The following is a 26,027-nucleotide window of genomic DNA, read 5'->3' as shown; positions in this document are numbered from 1 at the left end:
CCTGGTGCGGCTGGCCCGTAATCGACGGGTCGACGTCGCGTGGGTGCTCAGTTTTCATGCTCGGTCCGTGGGGCCTGGTGCGTAAACAGGTGATCCTCTCGGATGTCCTTGGTCTCGCGGGCCGTTGACTCCTTTCTACTCCTGTCCGCAGGGATACGAAACCCCTGACTGAACTTCTTTACTTTTAGCTTCAAATAATGGCAAAACGGTCATAAGTTGCGGGTCTTGGCCGGCCCGGGGCCGTGAGGCCGGACGGCTTCAGGGGACGGCATCAGGCGAGCGTCGCCTGCCGTCGTCTGCTTGCGTACCAGACCAGCCCGGCCGTCGCCGCTGCCGCGCCCACCGCTGCCGCCGCGACCAGCGCCGGCCGGGCCGGCATGGAGAAGGCGGGCAGGCGCTGCTTGAGTCGCACGGGCCGGTTGAAGACGAGAATCGGCCAGTCGCGCGCCGTCGCCTCCCGGCGCAGCGCACGGTCGGGGTTGACCGCGTAGGGGTGTCCCACCGACTGGAGCATCGGTACGTCGGTGATGGAGTCGCTGTACGCGTAGCAGCGGGAGAGGTCGTATCCCTCGGACGCGGCGAGCGCCTTGATCGCCTCGGCCTTGGTGGGCCCGTACGCGTAGTACTCCACCTCGCCCGTGAAGCAGCCGTCGGCGCCGACGACCATCCGGGTGGCCACCACTCGGTCGGCCCCGAGCAGCTCGCCGATGGGCTCGACGACCTCCGCGCCGGAGGTGGACACGATCACCACATCGCGGCCGGCGATGTGATGGTCCTCGATGAGGGACGCCGCCTCGTCGTAGATGATCGGGTCGATGAGGTCGTGCAGTGTCTCGGCGACGATCTCTTTGACCTGCTGGACGTTCCAGCCCTTGCAGAGCGCGGAGAGATACTCCCGCATCCGCTCCATCTGGTCGTGATCGGCGCCTCCGGCGAGGAAGACGAACTGCGCGTATGCGGTGCGCAGTACGGCGCGGCGGTTGATCAGGCCGCCTTGGTAGAAGGACTTGCTGAAGGTCAACGTCGATGACTTCGCAATGACCGTCTTGTCCAGGTCAAAGAAGGCTGCTGTGCGCGGCAAGGAGTGGTTTTCCACGAGGCCGAGCATATGCGCCCACCATTCGGCGTAAGCTGGGGCGCGTGGGTTTGCCTGAGAAGGCTCTCGGGTACACCATGGAAGTCACGGATCGTTCGCGACCGTGCTAACCCGGTCCGGCTCCTCCCCCCCCGAGTCGGCCGTGGGGACGACCCCCGCTCTCCCCCCCCGGCGGGGGTCGTCGCATGTCCGGACGCGTTTTTGGCTCTTCGAAGCCACTCGTCCCCCTCTCTGAGAATCTGTGCGCGCCGGCGTCTCCGCGAGCATGTCCATCACTGTGTGTAGCCAATGCACTGCTCTCCGGAAGTCACTGGTATGAGCTACCGGGATATTCACAACTGGTGAGTTGTCCACAGTTTTCGAGCAAGATCCACACGATTTCTTGTTGCCCTGCACGGTGATTCCTGCCGCGAAGTTCGCGGAAGCCGGAATCGCGGATACCGGATCACTGCGAGATCGCGGAGAGAAGTGCTCGCGGATTGCCGGATCGAAGAAGAGATAGGGGGGTGGAGATCGTGGCTGGATCCATGACATCCGATCGTTCACGGATCGATGGGGGCAACGGAGCGGGACCGCTGATCCTGACCGAGGACGTGGAGTTGCTCGACGATCTGCTGAGGCTCTGCGCGGCGGCCGGAGCCGAGCCGCAAGTCCATCATTCGGTGCCGGAGCGGAAGGGGTGCTGGGAGGACGCGCCGATGGTTCTCGTCGGCGATGACGCGGCGGCACGCTGCCGTGGCGCCACCCGCAGGCGGGGTGTGCTGCTCGTCGGGCGGGACCAGGACGACCCCGGTGTATGGCGGCGAGCGGTGGAGATCGGCGCGGACTGCGTGCTGCGGCTGCCGGACGCCGAGAGCTGGCTCGTCGACCGGATCGCGGACGCCGTCGAAGGCGTCGGCCGGCCCGCGCTCACCGTCGGTGTGATCGGCGGGCGAGGTGGCGCGGGGGCTTCGACACTGGCGTGCGCGCTGGCCGTCACCGCCGCGGGCGCCGGTCGGCGCACGATGCTCGTCGACGCCGATCCGCTCGGTGGCGGCCTTGACGTGGTGCTCGGCGGCGAGCAGGCGGAGGGCAGGAGGTGGCCGGATTTCGCCGCTTCCAAAGGACGTGTCGCGGGCGGCGCGTTGGAGGAGTCGCTGCCCCGGCTCCATGAGCTGCGGGTGCTCAGCTGGGACCGCGGGGATTCGGTGGTGATTCAGCCGGAGGCCATGCGGTCGGTACTCGCGGCGGCTCGCCGACGCGGTGGTGTCGTGGTGGTGGATCTTCCTCGGCGCGTCGACGAAGCCGTGGCGGAGGCCCTGGCACAGCTGGATCTGGGGCTGTTGGTGGTACCCGCCGAGCTGCGGGCCGTCGCCGCGGCCGGTCGGGTGGCCTCGCTGGCGGGCATGGTCCTCAGGGATCTCCGGGTGGTGGTCCGGGGTCCGTACGCCGCCGGGCTGGACGAGCGGTGGATCGCCGACGCGCTCCGGCTTCCTCTGGTGGGCGAACTGCCCCTGGAACCGGGTCTGCCGGAGTCCCAGGACGGCGGAGCACCCCCGGGATCGCGTGCGCGTGGACCGCTGGCCGCGTTCTGTACGGCCTTCTGGGAGCGGGCGCTGGCCGGGGACGGGAGTGTGACGACATGAACGGCGGTTCGGCGGCTGGGGGGAACGGCGGCGCGGTGGCGCACGGGTTGCTGGACGCCGTACGGCAGCGGCTCGCGGAGAGCGGGGCGGACCCCACACCGGCGCGGGTGGCTGCGGCGTTACGGGCTCAGGGGCGGTTGCTCGGCGATACGGAAGTGCTCGGAGCCGCCGCGGAGTTGCGGTGCGAGCTGGTGGGGACGGGCCCTCTGGAGCCGCTTCTCGACGACCCCGAGGTGACGGACGTGCTTGTCTCCGCGCCGGACCGGGTGTGGGTGGACCGGGGCGGCGGTCTTGAACTGACGACCGTGTCGTTCTCCGACGCCTCCTCCGTACGGAGGCTGGCGCAGCGGCTCGCCGCCGTGGCCGGGCGCCGGCTCGATGACGCCCGCCCCTGGGTGGACGCGCGACTGCCCGACGGCACACGGATGCACGCGGTCCTGCCGCCGGTGGCGGTCGGCTCGACCTGCCTGTCGCTGCGGGTGGTGCGGCCCCAGGCGTTCTCGCTGGCGGAGTTGACCGCGGCGGGGACGGTACCGCCGGGCGGGGAGCGGGTGTTGCGGGCGCTGATCGAGGCCCGGCAGTCATTTCTGATCAGCGGTGGCACGGGCACAGGAAAGACCACACTCCTGTCCACCCTGCTCGGTCTGGTCGGGGAGCGGGAGCGGATCGTACTGGCCGAGGACTCCGCCGAGTTGAGGCCCGACCATCCGCATGTGGTGCGGCTGGAGGGGCGGCCGGCGAACCAGGAGGGCGCGGGCCTGGTGACGCTGCGGGATCTGGTCAGACAGGCGTTGCGGATGCGGCCGGACCGGCTGGTCGTCGGTGAGGTCCGAGGCCATGAGGTCACCGAGCTGCTCGCCGCCCTGAACACGGGGCACGAGGGAGGCTGCGGCACCGTACACGCGAATACGGCGGCGGACGTGCCCGCGCGTCTGGAGGCGCTGGGAACGGCGGCGGGCCTCGACCGGGCGGCGCTCCACAGCCAGCTGGCGGCCGCGCTGTCGGTTGTGATCCATCTCGTACGGGACCGCGACGGGCGGCGGAGGATCGCCGAGGTGCATGTGCTGGAGCGGGACGGCGCGGGGCTGGTGGTGCCGGTGCCCGCGTTGCGATGGGGCGCCGGAGGCTTCGCGTACGACCGTGGTTGGCCGCGGTTGCTGGAGCTGATCGGGGGCGCGCGGTGACGACTCTGATGATGTCTCTCACCGCCTTCGCGGCTGTGCTGTGTGCCGGGGGAGCTGTCCGGCTTGCCGTCGGCCAGGAACGGGGACTGTGGCGGGCCAGACGGCTGCTCGCGGCCCCCGGCGCGCCCGTCGCCGCGATGCCGGGGGCGCCGCCGTGGGAGCGATGGCTGCCGAAGGCTCGTGAGCGGGCGCTACGGCTGCGCGGGAAATGGCTCAGTCTGCCGCCCGCGGTGCTGCTCGCGCTGCTGGGTGAGTCGGTGCTGCCGCTGTTCGCGGGCGCGCTGGCGGTGCCACTGGTGGGGCGGTGGCTGCGCGCCAGGGAGCGGAGGAAGGCGTGTGAGCGGCTGGCCGACAGGATCGTCGCGCTGTGCGGCACGGCAGCGGGCGAGCTGCGCGCCGGTATGCAGCCCACCCAGGCCCTGCTGGCCGCGGCGGGATCGACCGGTGGCCTGGGAAGCGCGGAGGGAGCCGTGCTGGCCGCCGCGCGGTTTGGCGGTGACGTACCCGACGCGCTGCGGAAGGCGGCGCGTGAGCCGGGAGCTGACGGCCTCGTGGGGCTCGCGGCCTGCTGGCGGGTGGCCGTGGACGGTGGGGCGGGGCTCGCCGCCGGGCTGGATCGCCTGGACGCGGCGCTACGGGCGGAAAGAGAGCAACGGGAAGGACTGCGGGCCCAGTTGGCGGGGGCCTGGGCGACCGTCGCTGTGCTGGCGCTGCTTCCCGTGGTCGGCCTGGCGCTGGGCTGGGCCCTGGGCGCGGATCCGCTGCGGGTCCTGCTGCACACCCCGGCCGGGCTCGGCTGTCTGGTGGTGGGCGGCCTGCTGGAGGGCGTGGGCCTGTGGTGGGCCGCCCGGATCGTACGGACCGGGGAGGCACCATGACCGGGGAGTTCGTCCACAGGCTGTGGGTGGTCGTCCTGGTGCTCACCGTGATCGGTTCGCTGGCCTTCGCGGTGGCGGACCGGCGGTGTGAACGGCGGGCGCGGAGGCGGTTCGCGGACCTGCTGGCGGTCGAGTACGGACGGAGGTCACCGCCACGAGTGGCGGAATGGGCGCGGCGCTGGGGTCCGCCGGCCGGCGCGGTGATCTTCGGCTGGGTCATGGTCGGCGGGGTGGCCGGCTGGCTGGTCGGGCTCGCCGGGGCGTACGGGGTCCGCAGATGGCTGCGTACGAGGAAGCCGGACGACCGTGGCGGTACCGACGAGGCGGCCCGTCAGCTTCCGCTCGCCGCCGATCTGCTGGCCGCCTGTATCGCGGCCGGGGCGGGACCGCGTGACGCGGCGGAGGCGGTCGGCGAGTCGCTGGGCGGACCCGTCGGTGACCGGCTGGCACGGACGGCGGCGGAGTTGCGGCTCGGCGGCGAACCGGCCGAGGCGTGGAGGCGGTTCGGGGAGATACCGGGCGCGGCGGGGCTGGCCCGCTGTCTGGAACGGGCGGGATCGACCGGAGCGCCCGCCGCCGAGCCGGTGTCCCGGCTGGCCGAGGGCTTCAGGGCGGAGCGGGCCCGGGCCGCGGTTGCCAGAGCCCAACGGGCCCAAGTGCTGATCACGGCTCCGGTGGGGCTGTGCTTTCTTCCCGCCTTCCTGGCGGTGGGGGTGGCGCCGGTGGTCATCGGTCTGGCGAGCGGACTGCTGAACGGCGGCTGACCGATTCTCTGCGAACTGACCAATTTCTACTTTCTACGGCTTCTACGGGGAGATGGCATGTGGATGAGGATCCGACGAATCCGGCGGGCACGGTCGCGCGGGGCGCGGGCCGATGCCGGGATGACGACGTCCGAGTACGCGGTGGGGACGATCGCCGCCTGCGCGCTCGCCGCGGTGCTCTACAAGGTGGTCACGAGCGGGCCCGTGGCGGGTGCCTTGCAGTCGTTGATCGGGAGGGCTCTCAGTGTGCAGTTCTGAGACGGTCCGTACGCGCCCGGTCGGCGTCCGTCGCCTCGGTTCTCGGCTCGTCCTCCGTCGCCTGGTCCGTCGCCCGGCCCATCCCCGCGACCGGGGGTTCGTGACGGCGGAGTCGGCGGTGGCGGTACCGGCGCTGGCCGTGTTCGCCCTGGCCCTCGTCTGGGCGCTGATGGCGGCCTCCGCCCAGATCCAGTGCGTGGACGCGGCGCGGGCGGGGGCGAGAGCGGCCGCCAGAGCCGAGCCACGGGCCGCGGCGGTGGCCGCCGCCCGTTCGGCCGCCCCGGAGGGCGCCAGGGTCGCTGTGGGGCGTACAGGCGATCTGTGGCGGGTGCGGGTGGAGGCGCCGACGCCGGGGCCGGGCGCCCTGACCCTCACGCTCACCGCCGAGGCCGTCGCGTCGGCGGAGGACGCCATGGACGCGGTGGACCCCGCACAGGCCGCGAGAGACGGCTCCGGCGGCCCGCACGCGGCCGGGGCGGCGCCATGACCGGGGCTGAGGCGCCAGAGGCGGCCGGGGCCGGGGACCGGGGGTCGGCGACGGTGTGGGTGGCGATGGCGGCGACCGCGTTGTGTGCCGTCTTCGCCGTGGTGCTCGCCATGGGGCAGGCGGTCGTCGCCCGGCATCGGGCGGGAGCGGCGGCCGACCTGGCGGCTCTCGCCGCCGCGGACCACGTGCTTCTCGGGGCGGCGGACGCCTGCCGCCGGGCGGCCGAGGTAGCGGCGGCGCAGGGAGCGGAGGTGGTGCGGTGTGCGGTGAGCGGTGAGATCGCGGACGTGACGGCGCGGGCGGCCTTCGGGCCGTACACCCCGACGGTCAGGGCACGGGCGGGTCCGCCGCTGTCCGTACCCCCGCCGGGCGTCCTGTCAGGCCTCGCGGACACGTCCTAAGCCACGGTGGGCGCCTCCGCCTCCGCTTCCGCTTCCGCGACCATTTCCACTTCCACTTCCCCTCCGACGTCCACTGCCACGTCCGGATTCGTATGGGCATCGGCATCGGCCCGTGGGTCGGGGGCGGTGCTGAGCAGCTCGGTCAGGAGTCGTACGGCACCTCGTTTGTGCAGGGGGTCGTTGCCGTTGCCGCACTTCGGGGACTGGATGCAGGACGGACAGCCGGCGTCGCACTCGCAGGAGGCGATCGCCTCGCGGGTGGCCGTGAGCCACTCGCGGGCCGTCCGGAAGGCCCGCTCCGCGAAGCCCGCGCCGCCGGGATGGCCGTCGTAGACGAAGACCGTGGGAAGCAGCGTGTCCGGGTGGAGGGGGACGGACACCCCGCCGATGTCCCAGCGGTCACAGGTCGCGAAGAGCGGCAGCATCCCGATCGAGGCGTGTTCGGCGGCGTGCAGCGCGCCGCCCAGCTGCTCCGGGTTGACCCGGGCCCGGTCGAGCTGGTCCTCGGTGACCGTCCACCACACGGCCCGGGTACGGAGCTTCCGTGGCGGCAGATCGAGTTTGCTCTCGCCCAGTACCTCGCCGGTGATGAGCCGGCGACGCAGAAAGGAGACGACCTGGTTGGTGACTTCGACGGAGCCGTAGCAGAGGCGTCCCTCGCCCCACGGGATCTCCGTGTCGGTTTCGAGTACGGAGATGGCGGTGGTGTCACGGGCGGTGGTGGAGTACGGCGGGTTCGCCTCCTCGACCAGGGCGACCGAGTCGGCCAGGTCGAGCCGCTTCACCAGGTACGTACGGCCCTGGTGGAGGTGGACGGCGCCGTCGTGGACGGCTGTGTGGGAGGCGGCTTCGTCGACCGTGCCCAGCAGCCGTCCCGTCCCCGCCTCGACGATCTGGACGGGACTGCCGCCTTCGCCCCGGATGTCGGCGAGATCGGCGGCCCGCTCGCGACGGGTCCAGTACCAGCCCGAGTTGCGCCGCCGCAGCAGCCCCGCGCTCTCCAACTGCGGGAGCAGATCGGGTACGGCGGGTCCGAAGAGTGTCAGATCGGCTTCGGTGAGCGGGAGTTCCGCAGCCGCCGCGCACAGGTGGGGGGCGAGGACATACGGATTGTCGGGGTCGAGGACGGTGGACTCGACGGGCTGCTGGAACAGCGCCTCGGGGTGGTGGACGAGGAAGGTGTCCAGCGGATCGTCCCGGGCGACCAGGACGGCCAGCGCCCCCTGCCCCGAGCGCCCGGCCCGGCCCGCCTGCTGCCACAGGGAGGCGCGGGTGCCCGGATAGCCGGCGATGACGACGGCGTCCAGCCCCGACACGTCGATGCCCAGCTCCAGGGCGGTGGTGGCGGCGAGGCCGAGCAGCTCGCCGGAGTGCAGGGCGTTCTCCAGGGCGCGGCGTTCCTCGGGGAGGTAGCCGCCGCGGTAGGCGGCGACCCGGCGGGCCAGCGAACGGTCCACCTCGGCCAGCCGCTCCTGGGCGATGACGGAGATGAGCTCGGCGCCGCGCCGGGAGCGTACGAAGGCGACCGTACGGACGCCCTGGACGGTCAGGTCGGTGAGGAGGTCGGCGGTCTCGGCGGTGGCGGTACGGCGGACGGGGGCGCCCTTCTCGCCGTGCAGATCGGTGAGTGGCGGCTCCCAGAGCGCGAAGACCAGCTCGCCGCGCGGCGAGGCGTCGTCGGCGACCTCGTGGACGGGCAGACCGGTGAGCCGGCCGGCGGCCTGTGCCGGCTCCGCGGCGGTCGCCGAGGCGAGCAGGAAGACCGGATTCGCTCCGTAGCGGGCGCATACGCGACGGAGTCGGCGCAGTACCTGCGCCACATGGGAGCCGAAGACGCCGCGATAGGTGTGGCACTCGTCGATGACGACATAGCGCAGGGCGCGCAGGAAGGAGGCCCAGCGGGGGTGGGACGGGAGTATCCCCCGGTGCAGCATGTCCGGATTGGTCAGCACGTAGTTGGCGTACTGCCGGACCCACTCCCGTTCCTCGACCGGGGTGTCACCGTCGTAGACGGCGGGGCGCACGCGATTGCCGAGCGGGGCGGCCAGCGCCTTGACCGCGCGGCGCTGGTCGGCGGCGAGAGCCTTCGTCGGGGCGAGATAGAGCGCCGTCGTGCCCCGGCCGTTGGGCGCCTCGGAGCCGTCGAGGAGGGTGGTCAGTACGGGGGCGAGGTAGGCGAGGGACTTGCCGGAGGCGGTGCCGGTGGCGATCACGACGGACTCGCCGTCCAGGGCGTGCTCGGCGGCCGTCGCCTGGTGGGCCCACGGATGGTCGACACCGGCCTCTTGAATGGCGTTGATCACTTCTGGGCGGATGCGGTCGGGCCAGACGGCATGACGCCCCGCACGCGGGGGCAGGTGCTCCGTATGGGTGATGCGCGCAGCACGGCCCGCCCCCGTGGCGAGCCGGTCCAGGACCGTACGGGGGGAGAGGCGGTTGCCCCCGCTCTCGGGGGGTCCACTGGGGCGGTGATTCCTGGCCATCGGCATCGAGTGTGTCACTGGCGTGACGGACAATGGTCTCAAGGCGTCGTGCATGACTGCTGGTAAGTGATTGAATGCCATCGCGGCTGGCGATACGTCCCCTGGCTCCGTCGGGGAGACCCGAGGGGCGACCGCTCGATAGCAAGGTGCTGGAGGATCCGTGGACCTGTCCCTGTCGACTCGCAATGTGTCCGGCCCTGGTGGCGACCGTACGGTCGTCGAGGTCGGTGGCGAGATTGATGTGTATACCGCGCCCAAGCTGCGCGAGCAGTTGGTCGAGTTGGTGAACGACGGCAGCTACCACCTGGTTGTCGACATGGAGGGCGTGGACTTCCTGGACTCGACCGGGCTCGGCGTGCTCGTGGGTGGCCTGAAGCGTGTGCGCGCCCATGAGGGCTCGCTGCGCCTGGTCTGCAACCAGGAGCGCATTCTCAAGATCTTCCGGATCACCGGCCTCACCAAGGTGTTCCCGATCCACACCACGGTCGACGAGGCCGTGGCGGCCACCGACTGAGGTCGGCCGAGTCTTCCGGAGGAGAGGGCAGAGGCACCGGGCGTGATGCCCGGCGCCCGCGCCCATGAGTTTCGACGCTCGTACGTTCGAGGGGGATCGCATGGCCACCGTTGAACTCCGCTTCAGCGCCCAGCCCGAACATGTCAGAACGGCCCGTCTTGTGGCGGCCGCCGTGGCTCGTCGGGCAGGTGTCGATGAGGCTGTGTTGGACGAGGTCAGACTCGCGGTCGGTGAAGCGTGCAGCCGGGCGGTCGGGCTGCACCGCAGCCATGGCATCACCGCCCCGGTGAGAGTCGTGCTGAACGAGGAGGAGAAAGTCTTCTCCATCGAGGTCGGCGACGGGGTCACGGCCGTGAGCGGTGCCGCCGGGGAAGCCCGCGACGGTGTGGCTCCGGGCGATTCCCACGAGAGCGATGCCGAGGGCGAGGACGAGATGGGCCTCGCGGTCATCAGCGGGCTCGTCGACGATGTGGAAGTCACCTCGGGCGACGACGGTGGCGTCATCCGGATGAGCTGGCCGACGGCCTCGGCCGTCGCGTTGCCCTGACGGCGTTACCCCGGCCCTTTCGGGCAGCCGGCCGGAGAGCCGGTGATCCATTCTCCAGGAAGGCCCTGCTGAGCAGGGCCTTTCTCTTTTCCATCGGATTATCGATCACCCATTAACGCGCTTATCCCATTACCCATTCCAAGGTCATTCGATAAGTCAAGGTCAATTGCATGTGGCGTGCTCTGTTTTGATCAGGTTCCGCTCCCTACAATCCGTCCATCTTGAACGCTGAGCGTCAAGGAGGACGAATGGCGGGGCACTACCAACCACAACTGTCCGAGCACCCCACTTCTCTCGCTGCCGCGATACTCACGGACGACAACCGCGTCATCGTGATCGTCATCGCGGTCGTCGCGCTGGCGGCGCTGTTCGTGGCACAGCTGCTGGTGCGCCAGGTGCTGGCGGCCGGCGAGGGCACCGATTCGATGAAAGAGATCGCGGCCGCCGTACAGGAAGGCGCGAATGCCTATCTGGCACGGCAGTTGCGCACCCTCGGCGTATTCGCCGTCGTGGTGTTCTTCCTGTTGATGTTGTTGCCGGCCGACAACTGGTCGCAACGCGCGGGACGTTCGCTGTTCTTCCTGGTAGGTGCGCTTTTCTCGGCGGCCACCGGTTACATCGGCATGCGTCTCGCCGTACGCAGCAATGTGCGCGTGGCGGCAGCCGCGCGTGAGGCGACACCGGCGGCAGGCGAGCCGGAGAAAGATCTCACGGCCGTTTCGCACAAGGCCATGAAGATCGCGTTCCGTACGGGTGGCGTGGTCGGCATGTTCACGGTGGGCCTCGGTCTGCTCGGCGCCTCCTGTGTGGTCCTCGTCTATGCCGCCGACGCCCCCAAGGTGCTGGAGGGCTTCGGTCTCGGTGCCGCGCTGATCGCCATGTTCATGCGAGTCGGGGGCGGCATCTTCACCAAGGCGGCCGACGTCGGCGCCGACCTGGTGGGCAAAGTGGAGCAGGGCATTCCGGAGGACGATCCGCGTAACGCGGCGACCATCGCGGACAACGTGGGCGACAACGTCGGCGACTGCGCGGGGATGGCGGCCGACCTGTTCGAGTCGTACGCGGTGACGCTCGTGGCCGCGCTGATCCTCGGCAAGGCCGCGTTCGGGGACTTCGGGCTGGCCTTCCCGCTGATCGTCCCCGCGATCGGCGTGATCACCGCGATGATCGGCATCTTCGCCGTCGCCCCCCGCCGCGCCGACCGCAGCGGGATGAGCGCCATCAACCGCGGTTTCTTCATCTCGGCGGTGATCTCGCTCGCGCTGGTGGCCGTGGCGTCCTTCGTCTACCTGCCGTCCTCCTACGCCGAACTGGACGGGGTCACCGACCCGGCGATCCTGACGCACAGCGGTGACCCGAGGGTGCTCGCCCTGCTCGCGGTCGCCATCGGTATCGTGCTGGCGGCCCTGATCCAGCAGCTCACCGGCTACTTCACCGAGACCGGCCGGCGCCCGGTCAAGGACATCGGCAAATCGGCCCTGACCGGCCCCGCCACCGTCATCCTCGCGGGCGTGGCCATCGGTCTGGAGTCCGCGGTCTATACGGCGCTGCTGATCGGTCTCGCGGTCTACGGGGCCTTCCTGCTCGGCGGTACGTCGATCATGCTCGCCCTCTTCGCGGTGGCCCTGGCGGGCACCGGCCTGCTCACCACCGTCGGTGTCATCGTCGCCATGGACACCTTCGGGCCGGTCTCCGACAACGCCCAGGGCATCGCCGAGATGTCCGGCGACGTCGAGGGCGCGGGCGCGCAGGTGCTCACCGACCTCGACGCCGTGGGGAACACCACGAAGGCCATCACGAAGGGCATCGCCATCGCCACGGCCGTCCTCGCCGCGTCGGCGCTCTTCGGCTCGTACCGGGACGCCATCGCCACGGCCGTCGCGGATGTGGGCGCCAGGGCGGGGGAGCTGACACTCAGTCTGGACATCTCCCAGCCCAACAACCTGGTCGGGCTGATCCTCGGCGCCGCGGTCGTCTTCCTCTTCTCGGGACTGGCGATCAACGCGGTCTCCCGGTCAGCCGGTTCGGTGGTCTACGAGGTGCGCCGGCAGTTCCGTGAGCACCCCGGGATCATGGACTACACCGAGAAACCCGAGTACGGCCGGGTGGTCGACATCTGCACCAAGGACGCGCTGCGCGAGCTGGCCACCCCGGGACTGCTCGCCGTCCTCACCCCCATCGCCGTCGGTTTCACGCTCGGGGTGGGCGCGCTCGGCTCGTTCCTGGCCGGCGCGATCGGCACGGGCACGCTGATGGCCGTCTTCCTCGCCAACTCCGGAGGTGCCTGGGACAACGCGAAGAAGCTCGTCGAGGACGGTCATCACGGCGGCAAGGGCAGTGAGGCCCATGCCGCGACGGTCATCGGGGACACGGTGGGAGACCCGTTCAAGGACACGGCGGGCCCCGCCATCAACCCGCTGCTGAAGGTGATGAACCTGGTGGCGCTGCTCATCGCCCCGGCGGTCGTGCAGTTCAGTTACGGAGCCGACGCCAGCGCCGGCGTCCGCGCGCTGGTGGCGGTGCTCGCCCTCGTCGTCATCATTGGCGCGGTCTATGTCTCCAAACGGCGCTCGGTCACGGTGGACGGCGGAGGTGAGGGCGGCGGGGGCGGTTCCGGCGGCGGGAACGAGAAGTCACCCGACCCGGTGGCGGCCTCCTGACGACCGGTACGTCCAGTGAGCACCGGTCGGCGACCGTTCAGTGACCACGGGCTCGGCTGATCACTGACGTACCCGATCAGGAGCGGGCGGGTGGCGCGGAGTGATGTGCGCCACCCGCCCGCTCGCGCCGACCACGGGCGGCGCGCGCCCGGCGTGAGGTGTCTCTCCCTTGGTGCAAATGGCTGCAATAGGGCATGGACCGGACGTTCGACGTGTGGTTGTCGCCCACTTGGCGTGTATGTTCCGGGGCCGAGAGCCTTGGAAGGGACCCATCCGGTGAACAAGAAGCTTGTGGCCGCGCTGTCCGGCGGTGCGGTGGTGCTCATGGCGCTGTCCGGCTGCAGTGGTGATGACAGCGACCAAAAGGTGAACGCCTGGGCCAAGAAGGTCTGTGACCAGGTTCAGCCTCAGCTGACGAAGATCGCGAACTCCAACACCTCCATCCAGCAGGCGACCTCCGACAGCAGCAAGCCCGCTGATGTCCAGAGGGCCGACTCGGCCGCCTTCCAGTCCATCTCCGACGCCTACAAGGCGCTGGGCTCCGCCGTGGACAGTGCGGGCTCCCCGCCCATCACGGACGGCGAGAAGACCCAGAAGGAGGCCGTCAAGGAGCTCAACGCCACCGCGACGGCGTACGCGGGCCTCAAGACGAAGGTCGACGCGCTCGACATCAAGGACCAGGCGGACTTCGCCGACGGCCTCAAGGGCGTCGCGGACGAGCTGGACAAGCTCAGCAAGAGCGGTGACCAGGCGCTCCAGAAGCTCCAGTCCGGCGATGTCGGCAAGGCGATGGCGAAGCAGGCCGGCTGCCAGAAGCCACCGGTGGCGGCTGGTGGGTCCGGCTCTCCGGCGGCCGGGTCGTAACCCCCGGGGCCGGGTCGTAACCTCCCCGGCATCCGCTCCCGGACGCCCTCGGGCGCTTCATGCCGCTCCGGAACGCGGTCGCACGCGGCCCGTGGTCCGGTCCCCCCGAACGGAGGGGCCGGGCCGCGGGCCGTTGTCAGTGGCAGCCGCCACAATGAATGGGTGAGTACGACCAGCCTTCCCGCGCCCGACCACTCGCCCCGACTCCGTGCGGCCCTGCTCGCCGCCGACTTCACCGCCGACGGTCTGCTCGATCTGCTCGGCGCGGCCGCCTATGCCGCGCTGGCCCGTAGCGAGACCGTGCCCGCACTGCGCGCCACCCCAGGCGACACCCCGCTCGAAACGCTCGTACGGCTCTTCCTGCTCCAGCGCCCGGTCTCCGAGGAGCGCGCTGCCGCCGCGCTGCCGCTCGACGAGGCACTGGCCGACGGCTGGGTCGTCCAGGACGAGGACGACATCCACGCGACGGTGGACGTACGGCCGTACAGCGGGCCGGACGGACAGGACTGGTTCATCGTCTCCGACCTGGGCTGCGCGGTCGGCGGCGCCTCGGGCGCGGGCGGCCATGACGAAGGGGTGGTGCTCGGTGTCGGCGGCGCCTCGACGACCCTGGCCGGGATCACCGTAAGGACACCGGTCCGGAGCGCGCTCGATCTCGGCTGCGGCTCCGGTATCCAGGCGCTGCACGCCGCTCAGCACGCCACCCGCGTCACGGCCACCGATCTCAACCCGCGGGCGCTCGGCTTCACCCGGCTGACCCTGGCCCTCTCCGGCGCCCCCGCCGCCGAGCTGCGCGAGGGCTCGCTCTTCGAGCCGGTCGCGGACGAGACGTACGACCTGATCGTCTCGAACCCGCCGTTCGTGATCTCGCCAGGGGCCCGGCTCACCTACCGCGACGGCGGGATGGGCGGGGACGATCTGTGCCGCACGCTCGTCCAGCACGCGGGGGAGCGGCTGAACGACGGCGGATTCGCGCACTTCCTCGCCAACTGGCAGCACGTGGAGGGGGAGGAGTGGCAGCAGCGCCTGCGCTCCTGGGTGCCGCGCGGCTGTGACGCCTGGATCGTGCAGCGCGAGGTTCAGGACGTGACGCAGTACGCGGAGCTCTGGCTGCGCGACAGCGGTGACCACAGGACCGACCCGGAGGAGTACACCGCGCGGTACGAGGCGTGGTTGGACGAGTTCGAGGCCCGTAAGACCAAGGCCGTCGGCTTCGGCTGGATCACGCTCAGGAAGACGGGCGCCGCGGAGCCGTCGGTCGTCGTGGAGGAGTGGCCGCATCCGGTGGAGCAGCCGCTCGGCGAGACCGTACGGGCGCACTTCGAGCGCCAGGACTATCTGCGGGCGCACGACGACGCGGCGCTTCTCGCGGGCCATTTCGTACTGGCGCGGGAGGTGGTCCAGGAGCAGGTGGGGCTGCCGGGCGCCGAGGACCCGGAGCATGTGGTGCTCCGTCAGCACCGCGGTATGCGCCGGGCCACGAAGGTCGACGCGGTCGGGGCCGGTTTCGCGGGGGTCTGTGACGGGACCCTGAGCGCCGGGCGGATCCTGGACGCGATCGGTCAGTTGATGGGGGAGGACCCGGTGCTGCTCAGGGACCGCACCCCGCAGGCGATCCGGCTGCTGGTGGAGGAGGGCTTCCTGGAACCGGCGTCCGCGGCGCGCTGACGGTCGGCCCGCGCGGGGGGAGTGTCCGGCCTCTCGGCTGCCGGTCATGCCGAGCCCTCGGGCTCGCCGTGCGGGTGAAAGCGTGCGCGGCGTTCACCCGGAATTCGCGCAGGTGACGTCCCGAGGTGCCAGCCTCGGCGCTCAGAGACCTTGGCGCCCCGGAGCGGGCGCCCGCGGAGAGAGCGGGGTACGGACATGGAGAGTGGGCCGGCGATCTTCGCGGGGACGGCGTTCACGCTGTTCAGCTGTGCGCTGCTGCTGTGGACGGGGGCGCGCGTTCTGCACCGCGCGCCGGTGGCCCATGGAGTGCGGCCCGCGGCCTCCATCACGCTCGCGACACTCTCGGGCGTGGTCTTTCTCGCTCTCGGCGTGTGGTGTTTCGGTCGTATCTGAGCGCTCCCGATATCTCCGAGCCCGGTGTGAGGAAGCCGTACCGGAATCTCCGGCCATGATCGATCCGGGCCCGTGCGTGGCTCCGGCAGGCCGTCGGACCTGCGCAGGACGCGCCGGGGGACCGTGATCCGGAACCGTCGCCCAGGACCCTGGCGGAACCACCACCTCCGCGTTCCGACGCGACGAGCCCGGGGGTCCGGGCGGCAGGAATGACTGGAGTCGGGTTACCGTTCGAGTGGCCGTTGCGGGCTTTCGCCGTTTGACACGGGGGCGGGTTGTACCGTCACACTCCGCAGCGAAGCAGCGTCACCGCTGGGCCGTACCGGGCCCCGCCAAGGCGTACTGCCGTACTGCCGTACGGGCCCACCGAGCGTCGACCGGAGAGAAGAGCGAAGTTGTCCCCGACCAGCGAGACCGCACACGGCGGCCGCCGACTCGTCATCGTCGAGTCGCCCGCCAAGGCGAAGACGATCAAGGGCTACCTCGGCCCTGGCTATGTCGTCGAGGCGAGCGTCGGGCACATCCGCGACCTCCCGAACGGCGCCGCCGAGGTGCCCGAGAAGTACACCGGCGAGGTGCGCCGCCTCGGCGTGGACGTCGAGCATGACTTCCAGCCGATCTACGTCGTCAACGCCGATAAGAAGGCCCAGGTCAGAAAGCTCAAGGAGCTGCTGGCCGAGTCCGACGAGCTCTACCTCGCCACCGATGAGGACCGCGAGGGCGAGGCCATCGCGTGGCACCTCCAGGAAGTCCTCAAGCCCAAGGTCCCGGTCCACCGGATGGTCTTCCACGAGATCACCAAGGACGCGATCCGGGCCGCCGTCGCCAATCCGCGCGAGCTGAACACGCGCATGGTCGACGCCCAGGAGACCCGCCGTATCCTCGACCGGCTCTACGGCTACGAGGTCTCGCCGGTCCTGTGGAAGAAGGTCATGCGTGGCCTCTCGGCGGGCCGTGTCCAGTCCGTCGCCACCCGCCTCGTCGTCGAGCGCGAGCGCGAGCGCATCGCCTTCCGCTCCGCCGAGTACTGGGATCTGACCGGCACGTTCTCCACGGGCCGCGCCGGAGACGCCTCCGACCCGTCGTCGCTGGTCGCCCGGCTCAACGCGGTCGACGGCCGGCGCGTCGCCCAGGGCCGAGACTTCGGTCCCGACGGCCGGCTCAAGTCCGACCAGGTGCTGCATCTGGACGAGGCCAACGCACGGGCGCTCGCCACCGCCCTGGAGAACGCCTCCTTCTCCGTACGCTCGGTCGAGTCCAAGCCGTACCGCCGCTCCCCGTACGCCCCCTTCCGTACGACGACCCTCCAGCAGGAGGCCTCGCGCAAGCTGGGCTTCGGGGCGAAGTCCACGATGCAGGTCGCGCAGAAGCTGTACGAGAACGGCTTCATCACCTATATGCGTACGGACTCGACGACGCTCTCGGACACCGCCGTCTCGGCGGCCCGTGCGCAGGTCACGCAGTTGTACGGGGCCGGCTATCTGCCGGACAAGCCGCGTACGTACGCGGGCAAGGTCAAGAACGCGCAGGAGGCGCACGAGGCGATCCGCCCCTCGGGCGACCGGTTCCGTACCCCCGCCGAGACCGGGCTGACCGGCGACCAGTTCAAGCTCTACGAGCTGATCTGGAAGCGGACCGTCGCCTCTCAGATGAAGGACGCGGTCGGCAACAGCGTCACCGTCAAGATCGGTGGCAGGTCGAGCGACGGCCGGGACGCGGAATTCTCCGCCTCCGGCAAGACGATCACGTTCCACGGCTTCATGAAGGCGTACGTCGAGGGCGCGGACGACCCGAACGCGGAGCTGGACGACCGCGAGCGCCGGCTGCCGCAGGTCGCGGAGGGCGACGCGCTGTCCGCCGAGGAGATCTCGGTCGACGGCCATGCGACGAAGCCGCCGGCCCGATACACCGAAGCCTCGCTGGTCAAGGAGTTGGAAGAGCGGGAGATCGGCCGTCCGTCGACCTACGCCTCGATCATCGGCACCATCCTCGACCGCGGCTATGTGTTCAAGAAGGGCACGGCGCTCGTCCCGTCCTTCCTCTCCTTCGCCGTGGTCAACCTGCTGGAGACGCACTTCGGCCGACTGGTCGACTACGACTTCACGGCCAAGATGGAGGACGACCTCGACCGCATCGCGCAGGGCGAGGCGCAGGCCGTGCCGTGGCTGCGGCGCTTCTACTTCGGCGAGGGCGACGACCACAACGCGGGGGTCGCGTCGGGCGCCGGGAACGGCGACGGCGACCACCTCGGCGGCCTCAAGGAACTGGTCACGGACCTCGGCGCGATCGACGCCCGGGAGATCTCCTCGTTCCCCGTCGGCGACGGCATCATGCTGCGCGTCGGGCGGTACGGCCCCTATGTCGAGCGTGGTGAGAAGGACGAGGAGGGCCACCAGCGCGCCGATGTGCCGGAGGACCTGGCGCCCGACGAGCTGACGGTCGAGTACGCCGAGGAACTGCTGGCCAAGCCCAGCGGGGACTTCGAGCTGGGAGCGGACCCGGAGTCCGGCCATCAGATCGTGGCCAAGGACGGCCGTTACGGGCCGTATGTCACCGAGATCCTGCCCGATGGCACCCCGAAGACCGGCAAGAACGCGGTCAAGCCGCGTACCGCCTCGCTCTTCAAGTCCATGTCCCTGGACACGGTCACGCTCGCCGACGCCCTCAAGCTGATGTCGCTGCCTCGGGTGGTCGGTACGGACGCCGAGGGTGTCGAGATCACCGCGCAGAACGGCCGGTACGGCCCGTATCTGAAGAAGGGCACGGACTCGCGTTCGCTGGAGAACGAGGACCAGCTCTTCAACATCACGCTGGAAGAGGCGCTGGCGATCTACGCCCAGCCCAAGCAGCGGGGCCGGGCCGCGGCCAAGCCGCCGCTGAAGGAGCTGGGGACGGACCCGGTGAGCGAGCGTCCGGTCGTGGTGAAGGACGGGCGGTTCGGCCCGTACGTCACGGACGGCGAGACGAACGCGACGCTGCGGACCGACGACAGCGTCGAGGCGATCACTCCTGAGCGGGGTTACGAGCTGCTCGCGGAGAAGCGCGCGAAGGGGCCGGCCAAGAAGACCGCGAAGAAGGCGGCGAAGAAGGCTCCGGCGAAGAAGGCCCCGGCCAAGAAGGCGACGACCGCGAAGAAGGCCGCCGCGAAGACGACGACCGCCAAGACGGCGGCGAAGAAGACGACGGCGAAGAAGACGGCCGCGAAGTCGTCGGCGGCGTCGGCGTCGGCGAAGTCGGACGAGTAGGACATCGGTCGGGCAGGACGTCGGACGAAGCGGTCGGACGAAGCGGTCGGACGAGTGGACGGCTGAGTCGTGAGGGACGGCGGGAGCGGGCGATTCGCTGCTTCTCGCCCTCTCTGTCGCGTTCGTCTGTTCGGGTGGGGCTCCAGGGATGTCACTGGCTCCGGATAGGCTGGGCGGATGACGCGAGCCGAGCAGCCAACGGTCGTGAGCCCCACCTCCGACTCCGACGCACTTGCCGCAGACTCACGAGAGCGCGCCGTACGATCCCTGTTGCGCCTTCCACCGCTGCGGCGGCTTTGGGGTGCCCAGTTCGTCGGCGGGATCGGCGACGTACTCGCCGTACTCGTGCTTCTGCTGCTGTCGTTGCAGGCGGCGATCGCCGAGGGCTCGTTCGGTGCCGGATACCGGGGTGTGGCGTTCGCCGTCGCCGCCGTGTTCGGGGCCCGGGTTCTGGCCACGCTGCTGTTCGGGGCGGTGCTTCTCGGGCCGCTGACGGCGCTGATCGCGCCCAGTGGCGGGGCCGGGGCCAAGAAGACGGCTGACGCGGCCGGCACGGCCGGCACAGCTGAGACGTCTGCGGCGCCTGAGGCGTCCGTGGGGTCCGGAGTGTCCGAGGTCTCCGGGGCGTCCGGAGCCACGCCGGTCAAGAAGCCCGCCACGTCGGGCAAATCCGCGAAGCCCGCGCGGGACGGCGGTCCGCTGGACCGCCGCTGGACGATGATCGCCGCGGACATACTGCGCCTCGCGCTCCTCATCGTCGCGCCGCTGTGGCTCGAATGGACCCCCGACCGCGCCCTGCCGATCCTCCTCAGCACGGTCTTCGTCGTCGGCGTCGCCGAGCGCTTCTGGACGGTCGCCAAGGAGAGCGCGGCCCCCGCGCTGCTGCCGCCTCCGCCGCTGGAGGGCGCCGCGGTACGCCCGCTGCCCGACCACCTCGACGCGCTGCGCCGGCTCTCCCTCCGTACGTCCTTCGCCGCCGTCCCCGCCGCCGCCGCGGTCCTGCTCGTCGCCACACTGATCGGCAATCTGCTGGGCACCGGCATCGACTGGTTCTCGCTGCACCAGGCGGCCCTCGGGTCGTACGTCGCGGCCGGGCTGTTCGCCGCGTCGGTGTCGACCCTCTACTTCCTCGAACTGCCCGACGGCCATACGCCCCGTCCCCGTTCCCCGCTCGAAGGGCTGCGCCGGTCCGCGGGCGCCGCGGGCGGCAAGGGATCCGGCGGCAGCGGCGGTAGCGGTGGCCGGGACAAGGGGCGTACGGGCGCGGTGTCGCTGTTCGTCCTCGCGTGCGGCACGATCGCCGGCGCTGTCGCCGCCGCCGTGGGTGTCTCCGTGCTCCAGGCCAAGGACCTCGGGGGCGGTCCCGTCGCCTTCGCCCTTCTCGTCCTCGCCCTGGCCGGCGGTACGGGACTGGGTATCCGTGGCGCCGCCAAGGTGCTGCCCGCGCTGTCCCGTCGCCGTCTGTTCGCGCTGGCGATCGCGGTCACCGGTATAGCGCTGCTGGTCATGGGCCTTGTGCCGGACATGGCGACCGTGCTGTTCCTGGCGCTGTTCGCGGGCTTCACGGCCGGTGTCGCGGCGAATACCGGACACACCCTTATCGACCTTGAGACGGAGGAGTACCGTCGTGGTCTGGTCACCGAACATCTACAGGCTGTAGTCAGGGTGTTCGTCGGGCTCGGTGTGGTCGTCGCCCCCCTCGTCGCGGCGGCCATCGGCCCGCACCGCCTCGCCGGTGGCAACTCCGTCTTCGCCCACGACGGAGCGGCCTTCACGCTGATACTGGTCGGCGCGCTGCTGCTGCCCGTGGCGGCCGTCGTTCTCGCCAAGACGGACGACCGGTCCGGCGTGCCGCTGCGCCGCGATCTGCGCGACGCGCTGCGCGGTGGAGCCGACCCGGCGCAGGCCCCGGCCGCGACCGGCTTCTTCCTCGCGATAGAGGGCGGCGACGGCGCCGGAAAGTCGACCCAGGTCGAGGCGCTCGCCGACTGGATCCGGGCCAAGGGCCATGAAGTGGTGGTCACACGCGAGCCGGGCGCCACCCCGGTGGGCAAGCGGCTGCGCTCGATCCTGCTGGATGTGTCGAGTGCCGGTCTGTCGAACCGCGCCGAGGCCCTGCTGTACGCCGCGGACCGCGCCGAGCATGTCGATTCGGTCGTCCGTCCGGCGCTGGAGCGCGGCGCGATCGTCATCTCCGACCGCTACATCGACTCGTCCGTGGCCTACCAGGGCGCGGGCCGTGATCTTTCGCCGACCGAGATCGCCCGTATCTCGCGCTGGGCGACGGACGGGCTCGTACCGCATCTGACGGTGCTGCTCGACGTCTCCCCGGAGACGGCGCGCGAGCGGTTCACGGAGGCACCGGACCGGCTGGAGTCCGAGCCGGCGGAGTTCCATCAGCGGGTACGGTCCGGTTTCCTCACCCTCGCAGCCGCCGACCCCACCCGCTATCTGGTGGTGGACGCCGGCCAGGAGCCGGAGTCGGTCACCACGGTCGTACGGCACCGGCTCGACCAGATGCTGCCGCTCTCCGAGGCCGAGGTGAAGGCTCAGGAGGAGGCGCGGAAGGCGGCCATCGAGGAAGCCCGCCGCAGGGCGGAGGAAGAGGCCGCGCGCAAGGCGGAGGAAGAGCGGCTGGAGCGCGAGCGGCAGGCGCAGCTCGCCAAGCTCCGCGCCGAGGAGGAGGAGCGCAAGCGCCGCGAGCTGGAGGAGGCGCGGCAGCGCGAGGCCGAGCGGCAGGCGGAGGAGGCCAGGCAGCGCGCCGAGGAGGCGCGCGCGAAGGCCGAGGAGGAGCGGAAACGGCGCGAGGCCGAGGAGCGGGCGTACGAGGCGGAGCAGGCGCGCCTCAGGCGGCAGGCACAGGAAGAGGCCAGGCTCCGGGCGGAGGCCGAGGAGCGCCGCCGCGAGAAGCAGCGCAAGGCGGAGGAGGCGCTGCTGCGGGCCGAGGAGGCGCGGCGGCTCGCGGAGCAGGCGGCGGCCGAGGCGGCCCCGGCGGCGGCCCCCGGGGTCTCGCCGAACGAGATCACGGTCCCCACGCCCCTCGTCAAGAAGCCGGCGGTCGCGCCGGACGAGGTGACGCAGGAGGTCCCGGCGGTACGTCCGGCGGATCCGGAAGAGACGGCAGTCATTCCGCAGGTGCCGGATCCGGAGCGGCCCGCGGAGCGGGGTGACCGGGGTGACCGGGGTGAGCGGAGTGACCGTACGACGGACCGGGCGGACCGTACGGACCGGGCGGCTGACGAGACGACGGTGCTCCCGCCGGTACGGGACGACGGGCCCGGCGGCGCACGGGGTACGGGTGACTCGGGGGGCAGCCGGGACGCCCGCGCCGCCGACGAGACCGCCGTGCTCCCGCCCGTACCGAACGCCGATCCGGCGGACCGGGTGCCGCGTGGCTTCTTCCGGGACGACGCGCGGCCGTCGCCCGCCGAGGGCGGCAACGAGCGCACGCGCGAACTGCCGCAGGTCAACCCGGAGGCGCATCGGGAGGGTGGTCCGGGACGTACGCCCGAGCGACCGCGGCGCCGCTCCGACTGGGCGGAGGAGACTCCGCTGGACGACCTTCCGACCCTGGCGGACGAACTGCTCGGCCCGCATGACGAGGCTGACGACCATGACGGCGGGCGCCGCCGCTAGGTCCCCGCGAGGATCGACCCGGACAGTCCGGCCTGTCCCGCCGTCCAGCCGGCGGCCGGGACAGGCCGGACTGTCAGACCCCGACCCCACAATGGGGTCCGGGGCTCACACAGGTGGGGACCGCACATGCATGGAGGTGGTGGCGGCGCATGACCGTTTGGGACGACTTGGTCGGGCAGGACCGCGTTCGGGCGACGCTCGCCGCCGCCGCGCGTGACGCGGACGCGCGCGTGACCGCCGAGGCCGCGGGCACCGAGCCGCCGGAGGCGTCGAAGATGACGCACGCCTGGCTGTTCACCGGGCCACCCGGTTCTGGCAGGTCCACCGCGGCCCGCGCCTTCGCCGCCGCTCTGCAGTGCACCAGTCCGGACCGGGCGCTCGGCGGTGAGCCGGGCTGCGGGTTCTGTGACGGCTGCCATACGAGCCTGATCGGTACGCACGCCGATGTGGACATCATCCGTACCGATCTGCTCTCGATCGGCGTCAAGGAGACCCGCGAGCTGGTCCGCCGCGCCCAGCTCTCGCCGGCCGGCGGACGCTGGCAGGTCAATGTGCTGGAGGACGCCGACCGCCTCACCGAGGGTGCGGGAAACGTCCTGCTCAAGGGGGTGGAGGAGCCGGCGCCCCGTACGGTCTGGCTGCTCTGCGCGCCCTCCCTGGAGGACGTCCTGCCCACGATCCGTTCGCGCTGCCGCCATCTCGTGCTGCGTACTCCGACCGTGGAGGCCGTCGCCGATGTCCTGATCCGGCGCGACGGTATCGAGCCGGAGGCCGCCCACGCCGCGGCCGAGGCCACCCAGGGGCATATCGGCAGGGCCCGTCGTCTGGCCACCGATGAACGGGCCCGGGCCCGCCGCGCCACCGTTCTCAAGATGCCGCTGCGTGTGGACGACATCGGCGGCTGCCTCAGGGCGGCCCAGGAGCTGATCGACGCCGCCACGGAGGACGCCAAGCAGGTCGCCGAGGATGTCGACGTCAAAGAGACCGAGGACATGAAGGCCGCGCTCGGTGCCTCGGCGGGCGGCCGGATGCCCCGGGGCACGGCGGGCGTGATGAAGGAGCTGGCCGACCGCCAGAAGCGCCGGTCCACCCGTACGCAGCGGGACAGCCTGGATCTGGCCCTCACCGATCTGACCGGCTTCTACCGCGATGTGCTCGCCATCCAGCTGCGCTCCCGTGTCGCGCTCGCCAACGGGGACGTACGGGACGCGCTGGACCGGGTCGCCCGCGCCTCGACGCCCGAGCGCACGCTGCGCCGGATAGAGGCGATCGTCGCCTGCCGCCAGGCGCTGGACCGCAATGTGGCGCCGCTGCTGGCGGTGGAGGCGATGGCGGTCTCGCTACGGGCGGGCTGACGGGGAGCGGGCTGACGGGGAGCGGGCCGACGGGGAGCGGGCCGGCCGGCCGTACGGGGCAACGGGGCCGTGAACAGCCTGATCGTACGAGCGGGCCGATTGTCCGGGGAATCACCCGTACGAGCATGGACGGGCGGTGTACGCGATTCGGCGGCTAGGCTCCCAGAATGGACACCAGGCGCCTGTTCCGTATCACCGCCACCGCGTTCGTGGCGGCCGGTCTGCTGATCTCCGGCTGCAGTTCCGGCGGGTCCTCGTCGGAGGCATCGTCTTCGGGCGGGGATTCGGGCTCCGGCGCCGTGTCCATCGATCCTGCCGCGCTGAAGAAGTACTACGACCAGAAACTCACCTGGCGCGCGTGCGGAGTCCCCGGTTTCGAGTGCGCCACGTTGAAGGCTCCGCTCGACTACACGAAGCCGGACGGTACCCGGATCGACCTGGCCGTCTCCCGCAAGAAGGCCACAGGCCCCGGCAAGCGCCTCGGCTCCCTCATGGTCAACCCGGGCGGTCCTGGCGGCTCGGCCATCGGCTATCTCCAGGCGTACGCGGGCATCGGCTACCCCGCCCAGATCCGCGCCCAGTACGACATCGTGGCCATCGACCCGCGCGGCGTCGCCCGCAGCGAGCCCGTCGAATGCCTCACGGGCAAGGAGATGGACGCGTACACCCAGGTCGACCAGACGCCCGACGACCAGGCCGAGACCGCGAAGCTGGCCGCGTCCTTCAAGAAGTTCGCCCAGGGCTGCGAGAAGCGCTCAGGCGCGATCCTGCCGCATGTGTCCACGGTCGAGGCGGCCCGTGACATGGACATCTTCCGTACCGCGCTGGGCGACCAGAAGCTGTCGTACGTCGGGGCGTCGTACGGCACCTTCCTCGGCGCGACCTACGCCGAACTGTTCCCGAAGCGCACCGGCCGCCTCGTCCTCGACGGCGCGATGGACCCGTCCCTCCCGGCCCGCGAGCTGAACCGCGATCAGACGGCCGGCTTCGAGACCGCCTTCCGGGCCTTCGCCGAGGACTGTGTCAAACAGCCCGGCTGTCCCCTCGGCACGAAGTCGGCGGCCGACGTCTCGAATCGTATGAAGACCTTCTTCACCACACTGGACGCCAAGCCCGTCCCGACCGGCACGAGCCGCCCCCTGGGCGAGTCGCTCGCCACGACCGGCGTGATCGCCGCGATGTACGACGAGTCCGCCTGGCCCCAGCTCCGCCAGGCCCTCGCGGACGCCATGAAGGGCGACGGCGCGGCCCTGCTCTCCCTGGCCGACTCGTACTACGAGCGCGACAGCGATGGCTCGTACGCCAATCTGATGTACGCCAACTCCGCCGTGAACTGCCTGGACCTCCCGCCGGCCTTCAGCGGCCCAGAAGAGGTCACCCAAGCGCTCCCCTCCTTCGAAGAGGCCTCCCCGGTCTTCGGCAAGGGCCTGGCCTGGGCCTCCCTGAACTGCACCTACTGGCCCACCAAGGCCACCGGCAGCCCTCACCGCATCGAGGCGAAGGGCGCGGCCCCGATCGTCGTGGTCGGCACCACCCGCGACCCGGCGACCCCGTACAAGTGGGCGCGGTCCCTGGCGGCCCAGCTCTCCTCCGGCACCCTCCTCACCTACAACGGGGACGGCCATACGGCGTACGGCCGCGGCAGCGACTGCATCGACACGGCGATCAACACGTACCTCCTGGAGGGCACACCCCCGACGGACGGCGAGAAGTGCTCCTGACAGCGCCCCTGACCTGCGGGAAGACCCCCGCGGGAGGCGTGTGCGGAGCACCCTCCAAAACTGTGTAGACTTGGCCGCGCTGCTGATCGCACCATGGTGCGGAAGGCGCGCCGCCTTAGCTCAGTTGGCCAGAGCAACGCACTCGTAATGCGTAGGTCTCGGGTTCGAATCCCGAAGGCGGCTCCGAGGAACCCCAGGACTCACTCGCCGTGACCTGGGGTTTTTCCTTGTCCTCTACCAGCCGGGCG

General features: G+C 71.0%; 19 protein-coding genes and 1 tRNA gene. 18 read left to right on the top strand and 2 right to left on the bottom strand.

Going from position 1 to position 26,027, the window contains the following annotated elements:
• Positions 1-271: 271 nt before the first annotated feature.
• Positions 272-1,108, bottom strand: a complete 837-nt coding sequence (locus AB0M67_RS27370; RefSeq protein WP_365749631.1) for an HAD-IB family hydrolase — start codon at positions 1,106-1,108, stop codon at positions 272-274.
• Between the two features lie 515 nt (positions 1,109-1,623).
• On the opposite strand from AB0M67_RS27370, the gene ssd reads away from it, so the two are divergent.
• The 7 genes from ssd to AB0M67_RS27335 all read left to right on the top strand — a co-directional run bounded on the left by ssd (position 1,624) and on the right by AB0M67_RS27335 (position 6,693).
• Positions 1,624-2,721, top strand: a complete 1,098-nt coding sequence (ssd, locus tag AB0M67_RS27365; RefSeq protein ID WP_365749629.1) for a septum site-determining protein Ssd — start codon at positions 1,624-1,626, stop codon at positions 2,719-2,721.
• Between the two features lie 35 nt (positions 2,722-2,756).
• Positions 2,757-3,905: a TadA family conjugal transfer-associated ATPase gene (locus AB0M67_RS27360; RefSeq protein ID WP_365749762.1), complete on the top strand. Its 1,149-nt coding sequence runs from the start codon at positions 2,757-2,759 to the stop codon at positions 3,903-3,905.
• 11 nt (positions 3,906-3,916) lie between these two features.
• The gene (locus AB0M67_RS27355; protein ID WP_365749760.1) at positions 3,917-4,783 is read left to right on the top strand and encodes a type II secretion system F family protein; all 867 of its coding nucleotides are present in this window, start codon (positions 3,917-3,919) and stop codon (positions 4,781-4,783) included.
• On the top strand, positions 4,780-5,547 hold the full coding sequence (locus tag AB0M67_RS27350; RefSeq protein ID WP_365749627.1) for a type II secretion system F family protein: 768 nt from the start codon (positions 4,780-4,782) through the stop codon (positions 5,545-5,547). The genes AB0M67_RS27355 and AB0M67_RS27350 overlap by 4 nt, the downstream gene beginning before the upstream one ends.
• Before the next feature lie 57 nt (positions 5,548-5,604).
• Positions 5,605-5,805 (top strand): DUF4244 domain-containing protein, encoded by a 201-nt coding sequence (locus AB0M67_RS27345; protein WP_365749625.1) that lies wholly within the window; start codon positions 5,605-5,607, stop codon positions 5,803-5,805.
• A gap of 61 nt (positions 5,806-5,866) precedes the next feature.
• A complete protein-coding gene (locus tag AB0M67_RS27340) occupies positions 5,867-6,292 on the top strand; it encodes a TadE family type IV pilus minor pilin (protein WP_365749758.1) in 426 nt (141 codons plus the stop codon).
• Complete coding sequence (locus tag AB0M67_RS27335; RefSeq protein WP_365749623.1) at positions 6,289-6,693, top strand: Rv3654c family TadE-like protein; 405 nt, start codon at positions 6,289-6,291, stop codon at positions 6,691-6,693. The genes AB0M67_RS27340 and AB0M67_RS27335 overlap by 4 nt, the downstream gene beginning before the upstream one ends.
• Here AB0M67_RS27335 and AB0M67_RS27330 read toward each other — a convergent pair.
• Positions 6,690-9,257, bottom strand: coding sequence for a DEAD/DEAH box helicase (locus AB0M67_RS27330; protein WP_365749621.1), 2,568 nt, complete (start codon positions 9,255-9,257; stop codon positions 6,690-6,692). The two genes, AB0M67_RS27335 and AB0M67_RS27330, sit on opposite strands and share 4 nt — an antisense overlap.
• A gap of 79 nt (positions 9,258-9,336) precedes the next feature.
• On the opposite strand from AB0M67_RS27330, the gene AB0M67_RS27325 reads away from it, so the two are divergent.
• The 11 genes from AB0M67_RS27325 (at position 9,337) to AB0M67_RS27275 (ending at position 25,962) form a co-directional block, all read left to right on the top strand.
• Positions 9,337-9,690 carry an STAS domain-containing protein gene (locus AB0M67_RS27325; RefSeq protein WP_003967428.1) on the top strand — a complete coding sequence of 118 codons (354 nt, stop codon included), beginning with the start codon at positions 9,337-9,339 and terminating at the stop codon, positions 9,688-9,690.
• 100 nt (positions 9,691-9,790) lie between these two features.
• Positions 9,791-10,237 carry an ATP-binding protein gene (locus AB0M67_RS27320; RefSeq protein WP_365749619.1) on the top strand — a complete coding sequence of 149 codons (447 nt, stop codon included), beginning with the start codon at positions 9,791-9,793 and terminating at the stop codon, positions 10,235-10,237.
• 248 nt (positions 10,238-10,485) lie between these two features.
• Positions 10,486-12,897, top strand: coding sequence for a sodium-translocating pyrophosphatase (locus AB0M67_RS27315; protein ID WP_365749617.1), 2,412 nt, complete (start codon positions 10,486-10,488; stop codon positions 12,895-12,897).
• 276 nt (positions 12,898-13,173) lie between these two features.
• Entirely contained in the window at positions 13,174-13,761 is a 588-nt protein-coding gene (locus AB0M67_RS27310) for a small secreted protein (protein WP_365749616.1), read from the top strand.
• A 162-nt stretch (positions 13,762-13,923) separates the two neighbouring features.
• Entirely contained in the window at positions 13,924-15,429 is a 1,506-nt protein-coding gene (locus tag AB0M67_RS27305; protein ID WP_365749614.1) for a methyltransferase, read from the top strand.
• A 195-nt stretch (positions 15,430-15,624) separates the two neighbouring features.
• On the top strand, positions 15,625-15,822 hold the full coding sequence (locus tag AB0M67_RS27300; protein WP_365749612.1) for a hypothetical protein: 198 nt from the start codon (positions 15,625-15,627) through the stop codon (positions 15,820-15,822).
• Positions 15,823-16,217: 395 nt separating this feature from the next.
• A complete protein-coding gene (gene topA, locus AB0M67_RS27295; protein WP_365749610.1) occupies positions 16,218-19,067 on the top strand; it encodes a type I DNA topoisomerase in 2,850 nt (949 codons plus the stop codon).
• 177 nt (positions 19,068-19,244) lie between these two features.
• Positions 19,245-22,703, top strand: a complete 3,459-nt coding sequence (gene tmk / locus AB0M67_RS27290) for a dTMP kinase (RefSeq protein ID WP_365749608.1) — start codon at positions 19,245-19,247, stop codon at positions 22,701-22,703.
• A 149-nt stretch (positions 22,704-22,852) separates the two neighbouring features.
• A complete protein-coding gene (locus tag AB0M67_RS27285; RefSeq protein WP_365749606.1) occupies positions 22,853-24,058 on the top strand; it encodes a DNA polymerase III subunit delta' in 1,206 nt (401 codons plus the stop codon).
• A 167-nt stretch (positions 24,059-24,225) separates the two neighbouring features.
• Positions 24,226-25,779 (top strand): alpha/beta hydrolase, encoded by a 1,554-nt coding sequence (locus AB0M67_RS27280; protein WP_365749605.1) that lies wholly within the window; start codon positions 24,226-24,228, stop codon positions 25,777-25,779.
• A gap of 109 nt (positions 25,780-25,888) precedes the next feature.
• A tRNA-Thr gene (locus AB0M67_RS27275) sits at positions 25,889-25,962 on the top strand.
• Positions 25,963-26,027 lie beyond the last annotated feature (65 nt).

It is taken from the genome of Streptomyces sp. NPDC051662 (genome assembly GCF_040681655.1).
Taxonomy (GTDB): domain Bacteria; phylum Actinomycetota; class Actinomycetes; order Streptomycetales; family Streptomycetaceae; genus Streptomyces.
Note: the sequence above shows the minus strand (reverse complement) of the source record. Positions and strands in the feature narration are given on the sequence as shown.